This window comes from Faecalimonas sp. LCP19S3_D12 (genome assembly GCF_052121495.1).
Lineage (GTDB): Bacteria > Bacillota > Clostridia > Lachnospirales > Lachnospiraceae > Faecalimonas.
Genome location: NZ_JBQKED010000028.1, coordinates 1 through 15,705, shown reverse-complemented (window position 1 = coordinate 15,705; position 15,705 = coordinate 1). Strand labels below are relative to the sequence as shown.

At 38.6% G+C, this 15,705-nt stretch carries 13 protein-coding genes; all 13 read right to left on the bottom strand.

Translation table 11 applies throughout. The features are described from left to right. Positions 1–69 precede the first annotated feature (69 nt). The gene (locus ACTQXY_RS09700) at positions 70–5,991 is read right to left on the bottom strand and encodes a SpaA isopeptide-forming pilin-related protein (protein WP_441659295.1); all 5,922 of its coding nucleotides are present in this window, start codon (positions 5,989–5,991) and stop codon (positions 70–72) included. Between the two features lie 430 nt (positions 5,992–6,421). After that, positions 6,422–7,252: a hypothetical protein gene (locus tag ACTQXY_RS09695; protein WP_441659294.1), complete on the bottom strand. Its 831-nt coding sequence runs from the start codon at positions 7,250–7,252 to the stop codon at positions 6,422–6,424. A gap of 82 nt (positions 7,253–7,334) precedes the next feature. After that, a complete protein-coding gene (locus tag ACTQXY_RS09690) occupies positions 7,335–7,778 on the bottom strand; it encodes a sigma factor-like helix-turn-helix DNA-binding protein (protein WP_441659293.1) in 444 nt (147 codons plus the stop codon). 16 nt (positions 7,779–7,794) lie between these two features. Further along, positions 7,795–8,412, bottom strand: a complete 618-nt coding sequence (locus ACTQXY_RS09685; protein ID WP_441659292.1) for a sigma-70 family RNA polymerase sigma factor — start codon at positions 8,410–8,412, stop codon at positions 7,795–7,797. Positions 8,413–8,590: 178 nt separating this feature from the next. Then, positions 8,591–8,992, bottom strand: a complete 402-nt coding sequence (locus ACTQXY_RS09680; RefSeq protein WP_441659291.1) for a helix-turn-helix domain-containing protein — start codon at positions 8,990–8,992, stop codon at positions 8,591–8,593. Positions 8,993–9,107: 115 nt separating this feature from the next. Beyond that, positions 9,108–9,431 (bottom strand): DUF6050 family protein, encoded by a 324-nt coding sequence (locus ACTQXY_RS09675; RefSeq protein WP_441659290.1) that lies wholly within the window; start codon positions 9,429–9,431, stop codon positions 9,108–9,110. Then, the gene (locus ACTQXY_RS09670) at positions 9,428–10,669 is read right to left on the bottom strand and encodes a replication initiator protein A (protein WP_441659289.1); all 1,242 of its coding nucleotides are present in this window, start codon (positions 10,667–10,669) and stop codon (positions 9,428–9,430) included. The genes ACTQXY_RS09675 and ACTQXY_RS09670 overlap by 4 nt, the downstream gene beginning before the upstream one ends. Beyond that, positions 10,650–11,555, bottom strand: a complete 906-nt coding sequence (locus ACTQXY_RS09665) for a ParB/RepB/Spo0J family partition protein (RefSeq protein ID WP_441659288.1) — start codon at positions 11,553–11,555, stop codon at positions 10,650–10,652. Before ACTQXY_RS09665 ends, ACTQXY_RS09670 begins: the two co-directional genes overlap by 20 nt. Then, entirely contained in the window at positions 11,545–12,330 is a 786-nt protein-coding gene (locus ACTQXY_RS09660) for an AAA family ATPase (RefSeq protein ID WP_441659287.1), read from the bottom strand. Before ACTQXY_RS09660 ends, ACTQXY_RS09665 begins: the two co-directional genes overlap by 11 nt. 2 nt (positions 12,331–12,332) lie before the next feature. Beyond that, entirely contained in the window at positions 12,333–12,506 is a 174-nt protein-coding gene (locus tag ACTQXY_RS09655) for a hypothetical protein (protein WP_004611644.1), read from the bottom strand. Between the two features lie 12 nt (positions 12,507–12,518). After that, positions 12,519–12,953, bottom strand: a complete 435-nt coding sequence (locus tag ACTQXY_RS09650; RefSeq protein ID WP_118014152.1) for a DUF6075 family protein — start codon at positions 12,951–12,953, stop codon at positions 12,519–12,521. A gap of 217 nt (positions 12,954–13,170) precedes the next feature. Next, the gene (lysS, locus tag ACTQXY_RS09645; RefSeq protein ID WP_441659286.1) at positions 13,171–15,096 is read right to left on the bottom strand and encodes a lysine--tRNA ligase; all 1,926 of its coding nucleotides are present in this window, start codon (positions 15,094–15,096) and stop codon (positions 13,171–13,173) included. An 18-nt stretch (positions 15,097–15,114) separates the two neighbouring features. Next, a complete protein-coding gene (gene greA, locus ACTQXY_RS09640) occupies positions 15,115–15,597 on the bottom strand; it encodes a transcription elongation factor GreA (protein ID WP_441659285.1) in 483 nt (160 codons plus the stop codon). Positions 15,598–15,705 lie beyond the last annotated feature (108 nt).

Sequence of the window (15,705 nt, the reverse complement as noted above, 5' to 3'; positions counted from 1 at the left end):
CTGCTCCTTTAAAAAGAGGCAGCCACAGCTTTTCCGTGACCGCCTTTCCAGTTATGGGAAACTCCCATGTTATTTTTTCCTTTTCTTAATCCAGTAATAAGAAGAACCTGCCAGTAACACTGCCATTGCAGATAACAGCACCCACAATTCTACATGGCTGGTATCTCCTGTTTTGGGGGCATTTCCTGTCGGTTTTGATTCCTGTGGCTGTTCCACATTTTCAGAAGGCTTCCTCTCATCTTTCATCACAACCTTCTGGATTTCCCCTGTATCTTTTACCTCAAAAATAATATCTTCTGCTACCAGATACCCGTCCGGTGCAGACACTTCATGAAGCGTATACTTTCCAATTGGAAGCATCTCGATATAGTGAGCTTTCTCACCAGACGTCCATCTTTCTACTTCATTTCCTTCCTGATCCAAAATCGTTAATTTTGCGCCGGGAAGCTCTTTTCCTGAAATGTCCGTTTTAGAAATTTCGACTTTCGTAATATCATCTTTCATTTCCACTTTCTGGACTTCTCCTGTATCTTCAACAGTAAAAGAGATACTTTCTGCTGTTACATAACCATCTGCCGGAAGTGTTTCTTCCAGCACATACGTATGCCCTGCCACCAATTCTTTAATAATATGTGGTTCTTTTACAGAAACCCATTCGTCAATAACCTTTCCCTGCTCATCTTTTACCTGAAGTTTTGCACCTTCTACCTCTTTTCCATCTGTCAGAGAAGTTTTCGTAAATTCTACCACTGTCGGTACATTCTCAAAAGTAAATTCATAAGATACACACGCTTCCTCACTGTTTTCTGGATCAAAAGTAAATTCTTTTCTCTCTCCGGTCATAGAAAAGCCCGGTGCCGGAGCTGTTTCTTTGATATAATAAGTATATCCCACTGGTAAATCTGCCTCGAAACGCAGCATTCCCTGTGCATTTGTTGCCTGTTCCTCAATGACGGTATCTGCCTTCATGATTACGTTTCCCTGTGCATTTTTTATATCTTCCTTGACACAAAGGGCAAATACTGCACCTTGCAGCATACGGTCTGCATCTTTTTCTTTCTTCCACACAGTCACTTCTGCTTTCTGGCGTTTATTCTGCCAGTCTGTGGAATATGTAATTTCTGCTGTTTCCTGATCACGATACAACAGGTCAATTTCTCTGGCTTCCTGATCCAGTACAAATCCATGTGCTGTTTCCTTTTCCTTTACATAGTATTTTCCAAGTGGCAAACCGGAAATTCTTGCAACACCTGCGTGATCTGTGGTAATCTCCGCTACCAATTCATCTTTTTTATAATAATCCTTGCTTTCCCCATCTGCCGCCGGAATATCTTCCCTCGCATACACTGCAAAAGTAACTTCTTTCAATGAGCCTGACAGGTATTCAAATACATGGGAAATCCAGCCTCCAATCTGCTCAAAGACTGATACCTTTTCTAAAAATTCACCTTTTTTGTTAATCAGAATACTTCCCGTCGGCACATCATCTTTCATTTCCACTTTCTGAATTTCCTCCGTGTCTTTCACAGTAAAGGAAACTTCCTCTGCCCTCAGATAACCATACGGGGCAGTTTCCTCTCTTAAAGTATACGTTTCTCCAACTTGTAGTCCACGAATGACATGTGCTTCCCCTTTGACCGATTTCCAACTGTCTACAATTTCTCCATCTTTATCAAGTACCATAAGGGTTGCCCCGGAAAGTTCGACTCCTGTTGCAGTATCAACTTTAGTAATGGAAACTTTTGTCGGTTGATTTAAAAATTCTGATGTAAGTTCTACCACATCAATTTCCTGTCCCTGATAGGAAAAATCGACATCCAGCACTTGCTCCGAAGATACATAGCCCGCTGGCGCTTCCAGTTCCTTCACATAATATTTTCCAAATGGCAGATCAAAAGAAAATGTCGCCTTTCCATCTTCCCCTGTTTCTGCTTTCCCAATCAGTGTATCCGCTTTTACTAAAGTCTGATTTCCCACCTGAATATCTTCTTTCGCATACAATCCAAAGACTGCACCTTTTATTTCTTTTTTTGTTTCTGCATCTCGCTTTACTACGGAAATTTTTGCTTTCTGACGTTCATTTTTTAACAGGACTTCCTGCTCAATTACAGGAGTATTCTGATCTTCATATTTGAATGTCACTTTCTGCGGCTCTGGATTTTTCACAAATCCTTCGGGTGCTGTGATCTCTACCAACTCATACGTTCCAAGTGGTAAATCTGACACACTTGCTTTTCCTTCTTGATCTGTTGTCAGGGTAGCAACTTTCGTCCCCTCTGCGTATTCCAATATACGGTTTCCCTGCTCGTCCTTCTGAGCATCTGCAGTATAAATATCCTCTGCCGCATACAAATCAAAAACTGCACCGGAAAGATTGATTTCCTGATAAGAAAAGTCTTTATCAAAATCTTCTAAGATTTCTCCCTTTTTTACAATCTGCAATTCGCCTTTTACCGGGTGATTTTCATATACCACTTCAATAATGACATCTCCTGAAATACTGTCCATCTGATATGCTGTATCAGAAGCTACGGAAACCTCATAATAATTTTCATTCAGAGTATAGCCGTCTGGTGCTGTAACTTCCTCAATACGGTAATGTCCTGCGTCCAAATTCTGCGGAAGAATTAAATACCCGGTTTCATCTGTAAAATAAGACTTATGCACTACCGTTGTGGGATAGGTGGTAGCCTGTTCCACATATTTTTTTCTGTCCAAATCATATACCTTAAACTCTGTCCCCTTTTTCAGTACAGGCTTTTTACTTTCATCGTCCTTTTTTACGATTTTTAACTTTGCCTCAAACTCTTTATCCAGAAGAACTCTCCAGATCTGTGGTGTATCCGGCTTATGCTCTGTAATTCGGACAATAAAATCTTTTACGGGTTTATAATTGGGTGGTGTTGTTGTTTCCCTGACCACATACGTTCCATACGGAAGCGGAATACTGCAAGCATACCCTCTTTCATCTGTAAATAATTCTGTTGCTCCGTTTTCGCCAATTACTACGGGAATTGCAGAAGCAAAATCATAGCTTCCATCTTCTTTTTTCTTTAAAGAAGATTCCAGATATGCCTGAAAACCTGCTCCTTTTAAAAGTTCTGCATCTGTGTTTCCATTGTTTCCGGCTTTAATTAACTGAAATGGCTGTTTCTTTACCTGTTCCTTTACATTGCAGCTTCTCTTCACAATAGCAACGGTATCACCTTCAGCATCGCATACCACATCATGCTCCGTTTCATCTAGCAGATAACCCGCCGGAGGAGTAATCTCTTTGATATAATAATTTCCTAAATACAAGTCCTTTACTTCTGCTTTGCCTGTATCATCGGTTTTTAAAGTCGCTACCTGTTCGTCCTTTTGATACAAAACTCCGGTTTTCCCATCTGGATGCACGATATTTTCACGGGCATACAGTCCATATACAGCCCCTTTTAAAGACGCATCTCCCTGTGGTATTTTTCCAGTTTCAGCATCTTCTTTTTCCAAAACAATTTCTGCCTTTACCCTCTCATTTTGAAACGTATGAGAAAAGGAACATTGTTCTTCTCCCTCTACATACTGAAAATGAAAAGAAAACTTCTCGGTTTCATTTTTTACATACTGAGCAGGTGCCTGCAATTCTTTGATATAGTAAGTATATCCAATGGGAAGGTCTGCCTGATAACTGGCTGTTCCATTTTCTCCCGTCATAACTTTTTCAATCAAAGTATCTTTTTCTACCAGCAGTTTTCCAGACTTTCCATAGACGTCTTCTGCCGTATATAATCCGTAAATGCCACCTGCCAGTGGGTTTTCCGTGTCCTGATCCTCTTTTCTTACGGACACACTTGCTTTCTGCCTGTCATTTACAAATGTTACGGTTTCAAAAACAACTTCTTCATTCTGTCCTGCATAGGACAAGGTAACTGTCTGGGCTTCTCCCTTGCATACAAAATTTTCAGGTGCTTTTACTTCCACTACTTTATAAGTACCAAGAGGAAGTTCTGAAAGTGTAACACTTCCATCTTCTCCTGTTTTTAGTCCTTTTTTCACCACAGCACCTTTTTTATAAGCAACTGTTCCATCTGCCCGGACAACCTCTTTTTCTGCATAAACATCATACACAGCACCTTCTTGTTTCTCTTTTGTATAAGAAAAGGTCACCCCTTCTTCCGTAACCTCTGCGCCTGTCAAAACTTCTCCTTCTTTATAAACGGTTAAAGAAGCTAGCTGCTCCTGATCCGTAACTTCTATCTGTACCGTCTTTCCTACTTCCAATTTCACGCCATAGGATTTTGTATCCAGCACATATCCCTGTGGTGCGGAGATTTCTTTTAAGTAAACGGTATCCTGTGTCTTTTCTATGGTAACACTGGAAGCACCTTTTTTATCCGTTGCAGGCATTTCTACAATCAAATCTGTGCAATCTTCATCACGATATACACCATATACCGCTCCTTCCATTTTCTTCTGACTGCCCTGATCTTTTTTAACAAGTTCTATTTTCGCATTTTTCAGCCACTCTACAGAAAATTCAACGTACTGTTCCTGTTCCACTCCTTCTCCAAATACAAATGCCAAATCCTGCACACTGTCATTTGTTGTCAGTTTATATGCAGAGTAATCCTTTGTAATACTTCCCTGCATGGTTGCTGTCCAAGAACCTTCCACATCTTCTGTCTGTGTAAGCGGCGCACTTAAATAAAACTTCGTTCCACCCGAAAGTGTTACCTTTGCTCCGGCAGCGCTGTTTTTTCCAGTTGTAAGGTTATGAAATACAACTCCTTTTGGAAGCTGCATAGTAATGGACTGCAAAGAATCTGCAGTAAATGTAATATCCTCTGTCCGCTGTTCCTGCCCTTCCTGAAATGCCTTCACATGATTGTTAGAAAAAGACATGGAAACCTCTGGAATTTCCGGCTTTCCTACACAATAATTATAGATTTCCATTGCCAAAGATTTTGCTGTTTCATTTGCCCCATAAAAGGCATCTGCACTTCCATAGGCATACGCTGCCGCTATATGCGTAAGAATAAACCGCTTTCCTTCTGAAAAATCACTATGATGTTTTGCAAAATAACTTTCTTTTCCTGCCGCTTCTGTCCCATAATAGCAGACCTTTGCAAGTGCCTGATTATCCTCAATTTTTGTAATTGTATAAGTGCCTGTTCCCGGTCCCGGTAAAGACGGCTGGATACAATAAGCGGTGGCATGGACATTTCCATAAGAAATAAAATAAGGCTCTGTCACATAAGTACCCAGATCATAATCCTGATAACGATATAACGGACCTTTTGTGATTGTAACTGTCTGTGTTGCCCTTACTGCCTGATCGGAAGCATTTGCTACAAAAGTAACTGTTTCTCCTTCTTTCATCTGAAAAAGATCAATCTCCTGTTCCTCTGCCTGTGCCATCACATCGTAAAGACCTAACCCGGATTCTTCATCATAAGTATCCTGTTTCTTGCTTTCCTCAAGTGCCTGTGAAAATTCATCTTCTGTTAAAATCTGTTCCTCTTTTTGCGATGCTTCTTCTTCCTCTTCTGAATTTTTCTCCTGTTTTCCATGCTCTTTTGACGGTGACGGATTTTCTTTTTCTTTACGCTCGGTAACTGTAATATTTCTAATCACATGATAACTCGGTGCCTCCCGAACCGGCTCTACAAAATATACTGCCTGATAAGTGTCCGCATGGTCTATATGAAACTCCTGTCCCTTCTGATTCTTCGCTTCATAAAATCTCACTTTGACTTTATCAGAATGAAACTTCATGCCGGAAAAATCTGTCTTTATATCAAAGTCACTGCCTTTTTCCACTTCATAATCCTGCACAGTTACAATCTCATCTTCCTGAAGCTGCGTTTTTACCTGTTCCAGCGCAGGATATTCCATTTCATAAGATTTTGGATTTGTTTCTCCTGCATACGCTGTCATCGGCTGCACAACAGAGGTTAAGATTGTAAGTGCCGAAAGTACACCTGAGAAAATTCTTTTTACTGTTTTTTTCATACTTTTCTCTGCCTCTTTTCTATATTTTACTGATACTATGTATTTTATTTCTTTTTTCCAACTCACTCCCTTCTCTAAGTCCTGCCTGTTCTCTTTCCAAATCCGTTCCTACTCCAAATTTCCTTTCGCAGCGTTTTCTCTGATAAGGCAGGCAGAATGCCCACTCAATATCCGGTATCACTTTGGACAGGCAATTCAATTTTCAAGGTACAAAAAAGGGATTTTTTTAAGATTTGTGTTATCCCTTCACTAATCGCATATTAGAAAAGGGATTTTTTAACCATTCAGAAGAATAAATATTAGAAATTTAATATGATTGATTATAGTGATAAGCATTTACAAGAGGCTCTATTCTCTAAATTATCAAACTTTTATTACTATAATAAATAAGCCTGCAAGTTTTTTTAAATAACCTGCAGGCTTATTGTTTCTAGTTTTCTCTCTCTAAAATTTTTCTCACATTTTCATCATATTTTCGATACATGTCTTGATTTGATATAATTAAACATGGAACAAGTAAAACAGCGATTGCCACAAACAAAAATACCATTTCAAAATTTTCCCACTTCCATGCTAAAATCAGCATAGCTCCTAGTTCTATGCCAACTAAAATGAAACTTAAAGTCACTTTGTCCATCTTCGAATACCACTCTTTTGCTCTTAAAATTTGCATTCTTTCTATTCCGTATATTACCCATAACAATATATAAAGCAATGAAAACGCTATTATAAAAATGAAAATATTGATTAGATTTTCTTGAATACTCTTTAAAGGAAATCTAGAAAACACACAAACTATTACTCCCATTCCAAATGAAACAATAGAAATTGGAATTGCTTTTTCACCTTTTATCTCTTGCTTAGATCGTTCCCAATCAAACTTTAATAATAAAAACAGATAGTGTATTAAATTCTTTTTTGACTTTTCGAAATTAGGCATATTATGTTCATTTACTGCTTTTTGAATTATGTCCATTTCTCTCCATATATGTTCATCTTTTAAAAAATCAAGCTTGTCATTTTCATACCTACCCTCTGGACAATAACCATACGCATTTAAGTTTTTTCCCAAATCCGTCAAACACTTTTCTATTGTTTGAAAGTCTGCTATCCCTATTTCTGTAATTATCTCTTTTATTTCTTTTCTCCATTTTGCTCGTTCTTCTGTAATATATTGCAATTTATTGTTCTTTTCACCCTGAAAATATTGTATTACTGCAACTATGACTGCCGACGATAATAAAACTTCAATCAATGACATATTTCTCTCCTGTACAAATTTAAAATTTTTATTTTATTATAGTCTATAATTCAGATCTATGAAAGAGAATAATCATAGTTTTTTAAAAAGCACCGCCTACAATTCCTAAATCATGCAGAATAGATTGCAGTTCTGACAAAATACGTTTTCTTCGATTATAAATAGTTTTCCGGCTACACCCCATAATTTGAGCTGCATCTTTGATTGTCACTTCTTCAAAAAATAGCAAATAAATCAAACGGGCATCTTCCTTTGCCAACCGGGCTATTCCTTCCCGTACTTTTGCTTCATACAACTTACAAAGTACCGTTTCCTCTGTATCATATTTTTCTTCTTCCAAATCTCCATATCCATTCAGTGCCTCTAAACTACACACCCCTTGTTTCTTCTGCCTTTCCATCTGGTATCTTTCTTTTCGTCTGGACTGATACCATTCTAAGTATACTTCTCTGGTCACCTCAATCAGTGAACCGTCGGGCATTCTCAATACATAGCTTTTTCTCTCTTTTGGCTTTTTCCCTCGCATTCAGTTTCTCCTCCTCTTATACAGCCTCTTTCCATTCCATACATTTTTTACGAAGCCGTGTGACTGCTCTTGTCAGGATTTTTGATACGGCGGCATGAGAAACACCGAGTTTTTCTGCAATTTCACTTTGAGATTTCTGCTCCCAAAAATACTCGAAAACTACTTCTTTCTGCCGCTCTGTCAGTAATCCAAATAATTCCTGTATCATTTCTTTCCTTATCGCTGTTTCCAAAACAGTTGCTTCTAAAGAACCCAAAACTCCCCATTCTTCTGAAACTGCACTATAAGAAATGCTCTTTCTCTGTTGCCTTGTTTCCAGATTTCGATTGATACGATCTTCACCCTCTAAAATTAAGCGAAGATACCAAGCCTCTTTTTCAAACCATTGCTCTGAAATTTCATTTTGTTCCATCTCATAGCGATAATTCTGACAATCCCAAATAGGAAATACCGTTGCAAGACCAGATATTTCATAAAGGGCATATCCATTTTGATAAACGGAAATTTTTACATTCGTAGCAATGCTTTTTGACACAAATATTGTGCCATGTGTTTTTAAATACTTTGCAGTTGGGTAATTTTCTTCCAGAACTGGAATCGGCATGAAATGTTTTAATTCTGCTAATGTAAGCATATCCTGACCACCTTTCAACGGGCAGCCAGAAATACCAGATTGAATGTGTGTTAAGGCAATAGAAAGCAGCCCCAGACATACCCGTTTTTTTTAACGGGACTGGAACCTTCCATAACCCTCTGTTTCTCACTTACTGGATTTCTTACGCTTAGTGCAACAGTTTCGCTTACTATTTTCCTCAACGGGTGTGTAGAACCTGACTACTCTTATCCGTAGAAATTTTTAAACGGTTTTTCTCCATACTTTCGATCAAGGCATTCATGGTATGCTTTAAAATCTCCTGCTCATTTTCCTTCAATTCCTGCACTCTGCTGGAAAATGCAGATACCCATATCTTTGTTTCATTTACCTCTGTGCTTACTCCAAGCAGCGTATTTGCATCTACCCCAAGAGCTTTTACAATTTTTTGTAAAATTCCCACTGACATTGCCATCTGTCCCCCTTCAATACGGCTGATTGTATTGGTACTGACACCGGATTTCTCAGCAAGAATTTCCTGTGAAAATCCTCTTTCCTTCCGATACTCCCGAATACGATTTCCTAAGATGATTAACTCCTGTGATACTGCCCGGTTCCCCAAAATAGTCCCTCCTTCTTCTCCAAAATCTCACCTTGCGCCATGATGTCGTAAAGTTCCAAAACGCAAAAAGGCAGCCATTTTCAGGCTGCCAAACATAATCAACGTTTATCATCTTCTACTTTATCAACTTTTTTATTGCTTTATAAAGTTGTAATACCATAAAAACAAACAATAAAAAAAGTTTCCACACTAATACAACTCCCCCTATTATGCCTCCAATCAGCATTTGAAACACCAACATGGCAATCGTACTTCCCACATCTCTATTTCGTGGAACAATCCATATCTGCATCTTACGGATTCCAAAAGGAATCCCTACCAGTAGCCATAACTTTAAATAATCACAATTCCCTCCTTCTACACAAAATGGATAAAAAATCACTGTCCACAATAACACCTCTGTCACAAAAATCATACGGCAAAAAATTTCCTGCCTCATTTTCCCCATCCTCCTCCGTATAAATCATGGTTTACTTCTGCCTGATAGTAATGATTGATTGTCAAAACGGAATTATAAAGTGCTGTTAAAAGATAGGACTTAATGTTTCCGACTTTCGTTGTATTTTTATTCAGGCAAAGACAGACATACTCAATATGGGCATGTGTCAATTTCATAAACTGGCTTTTTACCAGTGATACTAATTTATCTTCTCCGGCAATTCGGATTTTTCCCTGATCCGGCATTACCATAACCTCTACCATCAATTCCACCAACTCATCAACTTCTTCTCTTGCATGTGGGGTATCATTCCGGAAACACTCATACGAAATGTTTTCCCGAATTATTTCCCGGTATGTATTCCTCTGCTCAATCTCATCTATCGTTTTTTCTTTTTCCGGACAGATAAGATTTGATAGGATACTACTACTCTCTGTTTCATTATTCTCTGTCTTGTTAATATCAGTATTATTAGATTGTGATTTTGGACATTCTTGAATTGTGGTTTTCACAACTCCTGAATTGTGATTTTCATCATTCTTGAATTGTGATTTTGGATATTCCTGAATTGTGGTTTTCACAACTCTTGAATTGTGATTTTCACAATTCTGGAAGCTTTCTTCCCCAATCCCCTCATTTCCCTGCATTTTTATCTCCATATTTTCTAAAATTTCCTTCCCATCACTCAAATATGGCGCCTTTTCCAACCGTTCTGTTTCTATGTCTATGGGTTCCGCATCTTCTGAATTGTGATTTTCATCATTCTTGAATTGTGATTTTGGAAACTCTTGAATTGTGGTTTTCACAACTCCTGAATTGTGATTTTCACAATTCTGCAAATCTGATGTATCACTATTTTCTTCATCATTTTTCTGAACCAAGAAATTCTTTACATAAATTACATTTGGTCTGCCAAGTCCCAACCGCTTTTTTTCAATCAATCCAATCCCTTTTTCACTGTCCAGTTCTTTCAGCAGTTTTACCGCTTTTTGCGTTCCGCAGTTTAATAACTCTGCAATTTCTTCTACGGTAAAAATAATATATACCCGTTCTTCTTCGTCCAGCCAATGATTTTTCATACTGAGGCTCATACGGTCTAATAATAGACCGTAGAGTATTTTTGCTTCACAGGAAAGTTCTTTAAAGCATTCTGCAGTGAACAGAATTTTAGGAACACGGTAAAAACTGTACTGCTCTGCCTCCATTCCCCTATAATAATCAAATTGTATCTTTTCCATGCTCCAATTCCTCCTCTCTGCCATTTTTCCATTCTTCCAGCAAGGTATAAATTACATTCTCTATCTCTTGTTTTGTATATGCAGGTGGAAAATAACTGCTGATTTTCTTCGCTGAAATCGTCACTCCATTCCCGCTATTTTTCTTTTTTAATAACAGTCCATATATGGCATTTCCGTCCAGTTTTTTCTCTTCACTAAACATCTTGATTGCTTCTGCCTGTGCCGCTGTTGGCATAATTTCACAATTTCTCACTGCCTCCAAAACAAGCTCCTGTTCTTCCCTTGTAAGATAAGATAGTTTTTCTCCTACAATCATAGGAACTTTCTTCACATCAACAAGGTCTAACAATCCGCCAATCAAATTTGCCAGACGAATATACCTCTGAACGGTTCTTCCGCTGTCACCTGCAGTTTCTCCGACCATTTCAGCAGTATATTTTTCCCCTTTACTTCCCTGATGTTTCAGTGCCTCATACTTCATTTTATAAGCAAAGGCTTTTTCACTTGGCAGAATATCCTCTCTTTGGATATTAGTATCCACCATAATCACCGTCGCAGTATCATCATCTATATCCCGAATAATGACAGGCATTTCCTCTAACCCGGCAAGTTCACATGCTCTCCACCTGCGGTGTCCTGCTACTACCTCATATCCGCCATCTGGATAAGGGCGGACGATCCCCGGCATCAAAATCCCATATTGCTTGACGCTCTCTACGGTTTCTTCCATTTTTTCATCGTCCTGCACATGAAACGGGTGATTTTTAAATGGGTGCAGCAAATCAATCGGAACAGAAGTGACTACCTCACCACTTACTGTTTCTTCCTTACCAAACAAATCATCAAAAGAAGAAAGTTTTACTTTTTCTGCGCTCTTACTCCTCATGTGCAAGCACCTCCTCTGTCAGAGAAATATATCCTTTTGCTACTATCCCTTTCGGATCATGCAGATAAATACTCTTTCCTTCTGCTGTTGTTTCTGCAGCCCGAACAGACAGAGGAATACAATTCTTAAAAATATGTACTCTTGTTCCATATACCTGCCGGATTTGTTTGGCTATATCTCTTGCAAAATTTGTCCTTCGGTCAACCTTTGTAAATAAAATTCCCATAATAGAAAGCTGGGGATTTAATTTTCTGTGTACTCTCCCAATCGTTTTAATCAACTGCTGAAGTCCTTTTACCGGAAGATACGCTGCTTCTACCGGGATCAACACATAATCCGACGCTACCAGCGCATTGATTGTGATCATTCCCAGTGACGGCATACAATCAATCAGAATATAGTCATACTCTGCCTTTACCGTATCAAGATATTGTTTTAATATCATTTCTCTGCTCATCACATTCACCAGCGCAGTTTCTAATCCTGCCAGTTCAATATTTGCCGGAATAAAGGCAATGCCTTCATCATGCCAGATAATCCCCTCATTTGGTTCAACATCTTCATCATTGATTACTTTTTCCATGATTGTTACTAAAGTAACTTCCAACTCGTCCGGCTCCTGTATCCCTAAACTTGCAGCCATACTTCCCTGTGCGTCGGCTTCTATTAAAAGAACTCTTTTACCTTCTCTTGCTAAGCCAATCCCTAAATTGACACAAGTTGTTGTCTTTCCGACTCCACCTTTTTGATTTGCGATTGCGATTACTTTACACATACTTATCTTCCGCCTTTCTTTTCTTCTATCTCTGCATACATACGAAAATATTTTGTAGTTCCTTTATTGGAAAACAGGTCAGATACCTGCAGCACCGCTATCTGAGGGTGCTGCTCCAACTTTTCCCGAAACCATCGAATATCTGATTTTGTTCCCTGAACTCTGACTTTTAACATGCTTCTTCTCCTCTAAAAGCAATATTCCGGATAACGAATTTTGATTGCCTCCCAAAAGTATCTCGCATACCCACAGCAAAATAATTCTTCCGGTGTATATCCTGCATACTCCTGTAATTTTCCATCTTCACTTTCATAGTCATATACGCTTGGCGTCCCGTTACAGTATAAATTAAAAGCCATACGGACAATCCTTACGCTTCCACTGGTCTGCCACCCTTCTTGAAGGCATTCTGTTTTTACATATCCTGTTCTCAAATCGTAAATACGATCTATATTGACTCTTGTATCTTCACTAATCCCAAGACAATAAATCAGGGCTTTGTGATACACATCTTGACGGCGGCATTTTTTCATATAGGTTTGATAAAAGTCTTTGTGTTTCTCGTTTCTGAAGATAATTGTGTTTGTGATTTCTTTCTCTGCTCTTAACGCTGTGTTGTTCATGTTTTTCCCTCCATTTTGAAATTCTTGACCATAACAAAAAAGACACTTCTCTAAAATTTCTCTTAGAAAAGTGTCCTCATAGTACAAAAATATTGCTTTGGTTCTTATCGGACTATTTAAAATCATTTATTTTAGCCCATTAAGGAGGTTCAATTTGTCGTACTCTTGTCGTACTCCATACCAAAAAGCCTATATTTTTAAATCTTATATTAGATTTTTAATACAGCTTTGCACCTGCTGGAATTCTATCATCTACCATCAGTAGATTTAATCCCTCTCTACCATCTTCCTCATGTACTGCTGAAATCAGCATACCCTCAGAATCAATTCCCATCATCTTTCTTGGTGGTAAATTAACAATAGCAATCGCTGTTTTTCCGACCAGTGTTTCTGGTTCATAATATTCGTGAATACCGCTTAAAATCGTGCGTTTGCGGTCTGTTCCGTCATTCAAAGTGAACTTCAATAACTTCTTACTTTTTGGAACTGCCTCACATGCTTCAATTTTTACTGCACGAAAATCTGACTTGCTAAAAGTATCAAAGTCAACTGTTTCTTCAAAAAGCGGTTCAATCTTCACATTAGAAAAATCAATTTTTTCTGCTGGTTTTTCTTCTGTTTTTACCTGTGTTGCATTATTTGCTTCGTTCTTCGCAGCGCCCTGTGACTTCATTGTCGGGAATAATAACACATCACGGATTGCTGCGCTGTCTGTCAACAGCATACACATTCTGTCGATTCCGAATCCGATACCTCCTGTTGGCGGCATACCGATTTCAAGTGCGTTCAAGAAATCTTCGTCTGTTGTGTTCGCCTCTTCGTCACCCTGAGCAAGCAATTCTTCCTGCGCTTTGAAACGTTCTCTCTGGTCGATTGGGTCATTCAGCTCTGAGTACGCATTTGCCATTTCCCATCCATTCATAAAGAACTCGAAACGTTCTGTGTATTCTGGATTCTCTGGTTTTTTCTTTGTAAGTGGAGAAATCTCGATTGGATGATCCATTACAAATGTTGGCTGAATCAAGTGCTCCTCTGCAAATTCTTCGAAGAATAACGCAAGAATATCACCTTTTTTGTGACGTTCTTCAAATTCTACGTGATGTTCTTTTGCAGCTGCTCTTGCTTCTTCCAATGTGTGAATCTCATCAAAATCAACACCTGCATATTTCTTTACAGCGTCTACCATTGTGATTCTCTCAAATGGTTTTCCAAGATCCATCTCTACCCCATTGTAAGTGATTGTTGTTGTTCCAAGCACTTCCTGTGCCACATAGCGGTATAAGTTCTCTGTCAGATCCATCATTCCGTTGTAGTCTGTATATGCCTGATATAACTCCATCAATGTAAATTCCGGATTATGTCTTGTATCCAAACCTTCGTTACGGAATACTCGTCCAATTTCATAAACGCGTTCCAATCCGCCGACAATCAATCTCTTCAAATACAATTCCAAAGAAATACGAAGTTTGAGATCTTCATTTAAAGCATTGAAGTGTGTCTCAAACGGTCTTGCCGCTGCACCACCGGCATTTGCTACCAGCATCGGTGTCTCAACTTCCATGAATCCCTGTCCGTCTAAATATCTTCTAATAGAAGCCAAAATTTTAGAACGTTTAACAAATGTATCTTTTACATCCGGATTCATAATCAAATCCACATATCTTTGACGGTAACGTAAATCTGTGTTTGTCAATCCGTGGAATTTCTCCGGAAGAATCTGCAAACTCTTTGCAAGCAATGTCACTTCCTCTGCATGGATCGAAATCTCACCCATCTTTGTGCGGAATACATCACCTTTAATTCCCACAATATCACCGATATCCATTTTCTTGAAATCTTTATATTCTTCTTCTCCAACACAGTCTCTTGCAACATAAGACTGAATATTTCCCTGTAAATCCTGCACATTACAGAATGAAGCTTTTCCCATCACACGCTTAGACATGATACGTCCTGCTATGGACACTTTTTTCCCTTCCATTGTCTCAAAGTTATCTTTGATCTCCTGGCTGTGTGCATCTGCATCATATTTTGTAATCTGGAATGGATCTTTTCCATTTGCCTGCAAATCTGCAAATTTCTCACGGCGCACTTTTCTCAATTGATTAATATCTTGTTCTTGTACATTCTTTTGTTCAGCCATGTCTCTTCTCTCCTATTCTTATACGCTTCTGTCGATTTTCAGCACTTCGTACTCGATAATACCAGCCTGAGCTTCTACCTCTACTTTATCTCCCACTTTTTTGCCAATCAATGCTTTTCCAAGCGGAGACTCATTCGAAATCTTACCTGCAAGGCTGTTTGCCTCTGTAGAACCTACGATTTTGTATTCTACTTCTTCCTCAAATTCTACGTCATATAATGAAACAGTGCAGCCTACGTTGATTTTGTCAAAGTCTACTTCATCTTCTACAACAACCTCTGCATTTTTCAAGATTTTCTCAATCTCTTCAATACGGGCTTCAATATCACGCTGTTCATCTTTTGCTGCATCGTATTCTGCGTTTTCTGATAAGTCGCCCTGCTCTCTTGCTTCTTTGATCTTTGCAGCCACTTCTTTACGTCTTACCACCTTTAAATTTTCCAACTCTTCTTCCAGCGCTTTTAATCCTGCATAAGTGAGTAATGTTTTCTTTTCTTCCATTTTTATATCCATTCCTTTCGCTTTGCTCAGGCACAAAACGTTATGAAAACAGTTTTCTACCCGGCTTTTTTTCTTTATAATTCTTTTTGTAGGGAACTCGGTATACTA

Excerpts from the sequence above, each read along its gene's own strand:
- ACTQXY_RS09655 (WP_004611644.1), bottom strand. The coding sequence starts at position 12,506 with ATGTTAAAAGTCAGAGTTCAGGGAACAAAATCAGATATTCGATGGTTT.
- ACTQXY_RS09660 (WP_441659287.1), bottom strand. The coding sequence starts at position 12,330 with ATGTGTAAAGTAATCGCAATCGCAAATCAAAAAGGTGGAGTCGGAAAG.
- ACTQXY_RS09695 (WP_441659294.1), bottom strand. The coding sequence starts at position 7,252 with ATGTCATTGATTGAAGTTTTATTATCGTCGGCAGTCATAGTTGCAGTA.
- ACTQXY_RS09665 (WP_441659288.1), bottom strand. The coding sequence starts at position 11,555 with ATGAGGAGTAAGAGCGCAGAAAAAGTAAAACTTTCTTCTTTTGATGAT.
- ACTQXY_RS09690 (WP_441659293.1), bottom strand. The coding sequence starts at position 7,778 with ATGCGAGGGAAAAAGCCAAAAGAGAGAAAAAGCTATGTATTGAGAATG.
- ACTQXY_RS09650 (WP_118014152.1), bottom strand. The coding sequence starts at position 12,953 with ATGAACAACACAGCGTTAAGAGCAGAGAAAGAAATCACAAACACAATT.
- ACTQXY_RS09675 (WP_441659290.1), bottom strand. The coding sequence starts at position 9,431 with ATGAGGCAGGAAATTTTTTGCCGTATGATTTTTGTGACAGAGGTGTTA.
- ACTQXY_RS09685 (WP_441659292.1), bottom strand. The coding sequence starts at position 8,412 with ATGCTTACATTAGCAGAATTAAAACATTTCATGCCGATTCCAGTTCTG.
- ACTQXY_RS09670 (WP_441659289.1), bottom strand. The coding sequence starts at position 10,669 with ATGGAAAAGATACAATTTGATTATTATAGGGGAATGGAGGCAGAGCAG.
- ACTQXY_RS09700 (WP_441659295.1), bottom strand. The coding sequence starts at position 5,991 with ATGAAAAAAACAGTAAAAAGAATTTTCTCAGGTGTACTTTCGGCACTT.
- greA (WP_441659285.1), bottom strand. The coding sequence starts at position 15,597 with ATGGAAGAAAAGAAAACATTACTCACTTATGCAGGATTAAAAGCGCTG.
- lysS (WP_441659286.1), bottom strand. The coding sequence starts at position 15,096 with ATGGCTGAACAAAAGAATGTACAAGAACAAGATATTAATCAATTGAGA.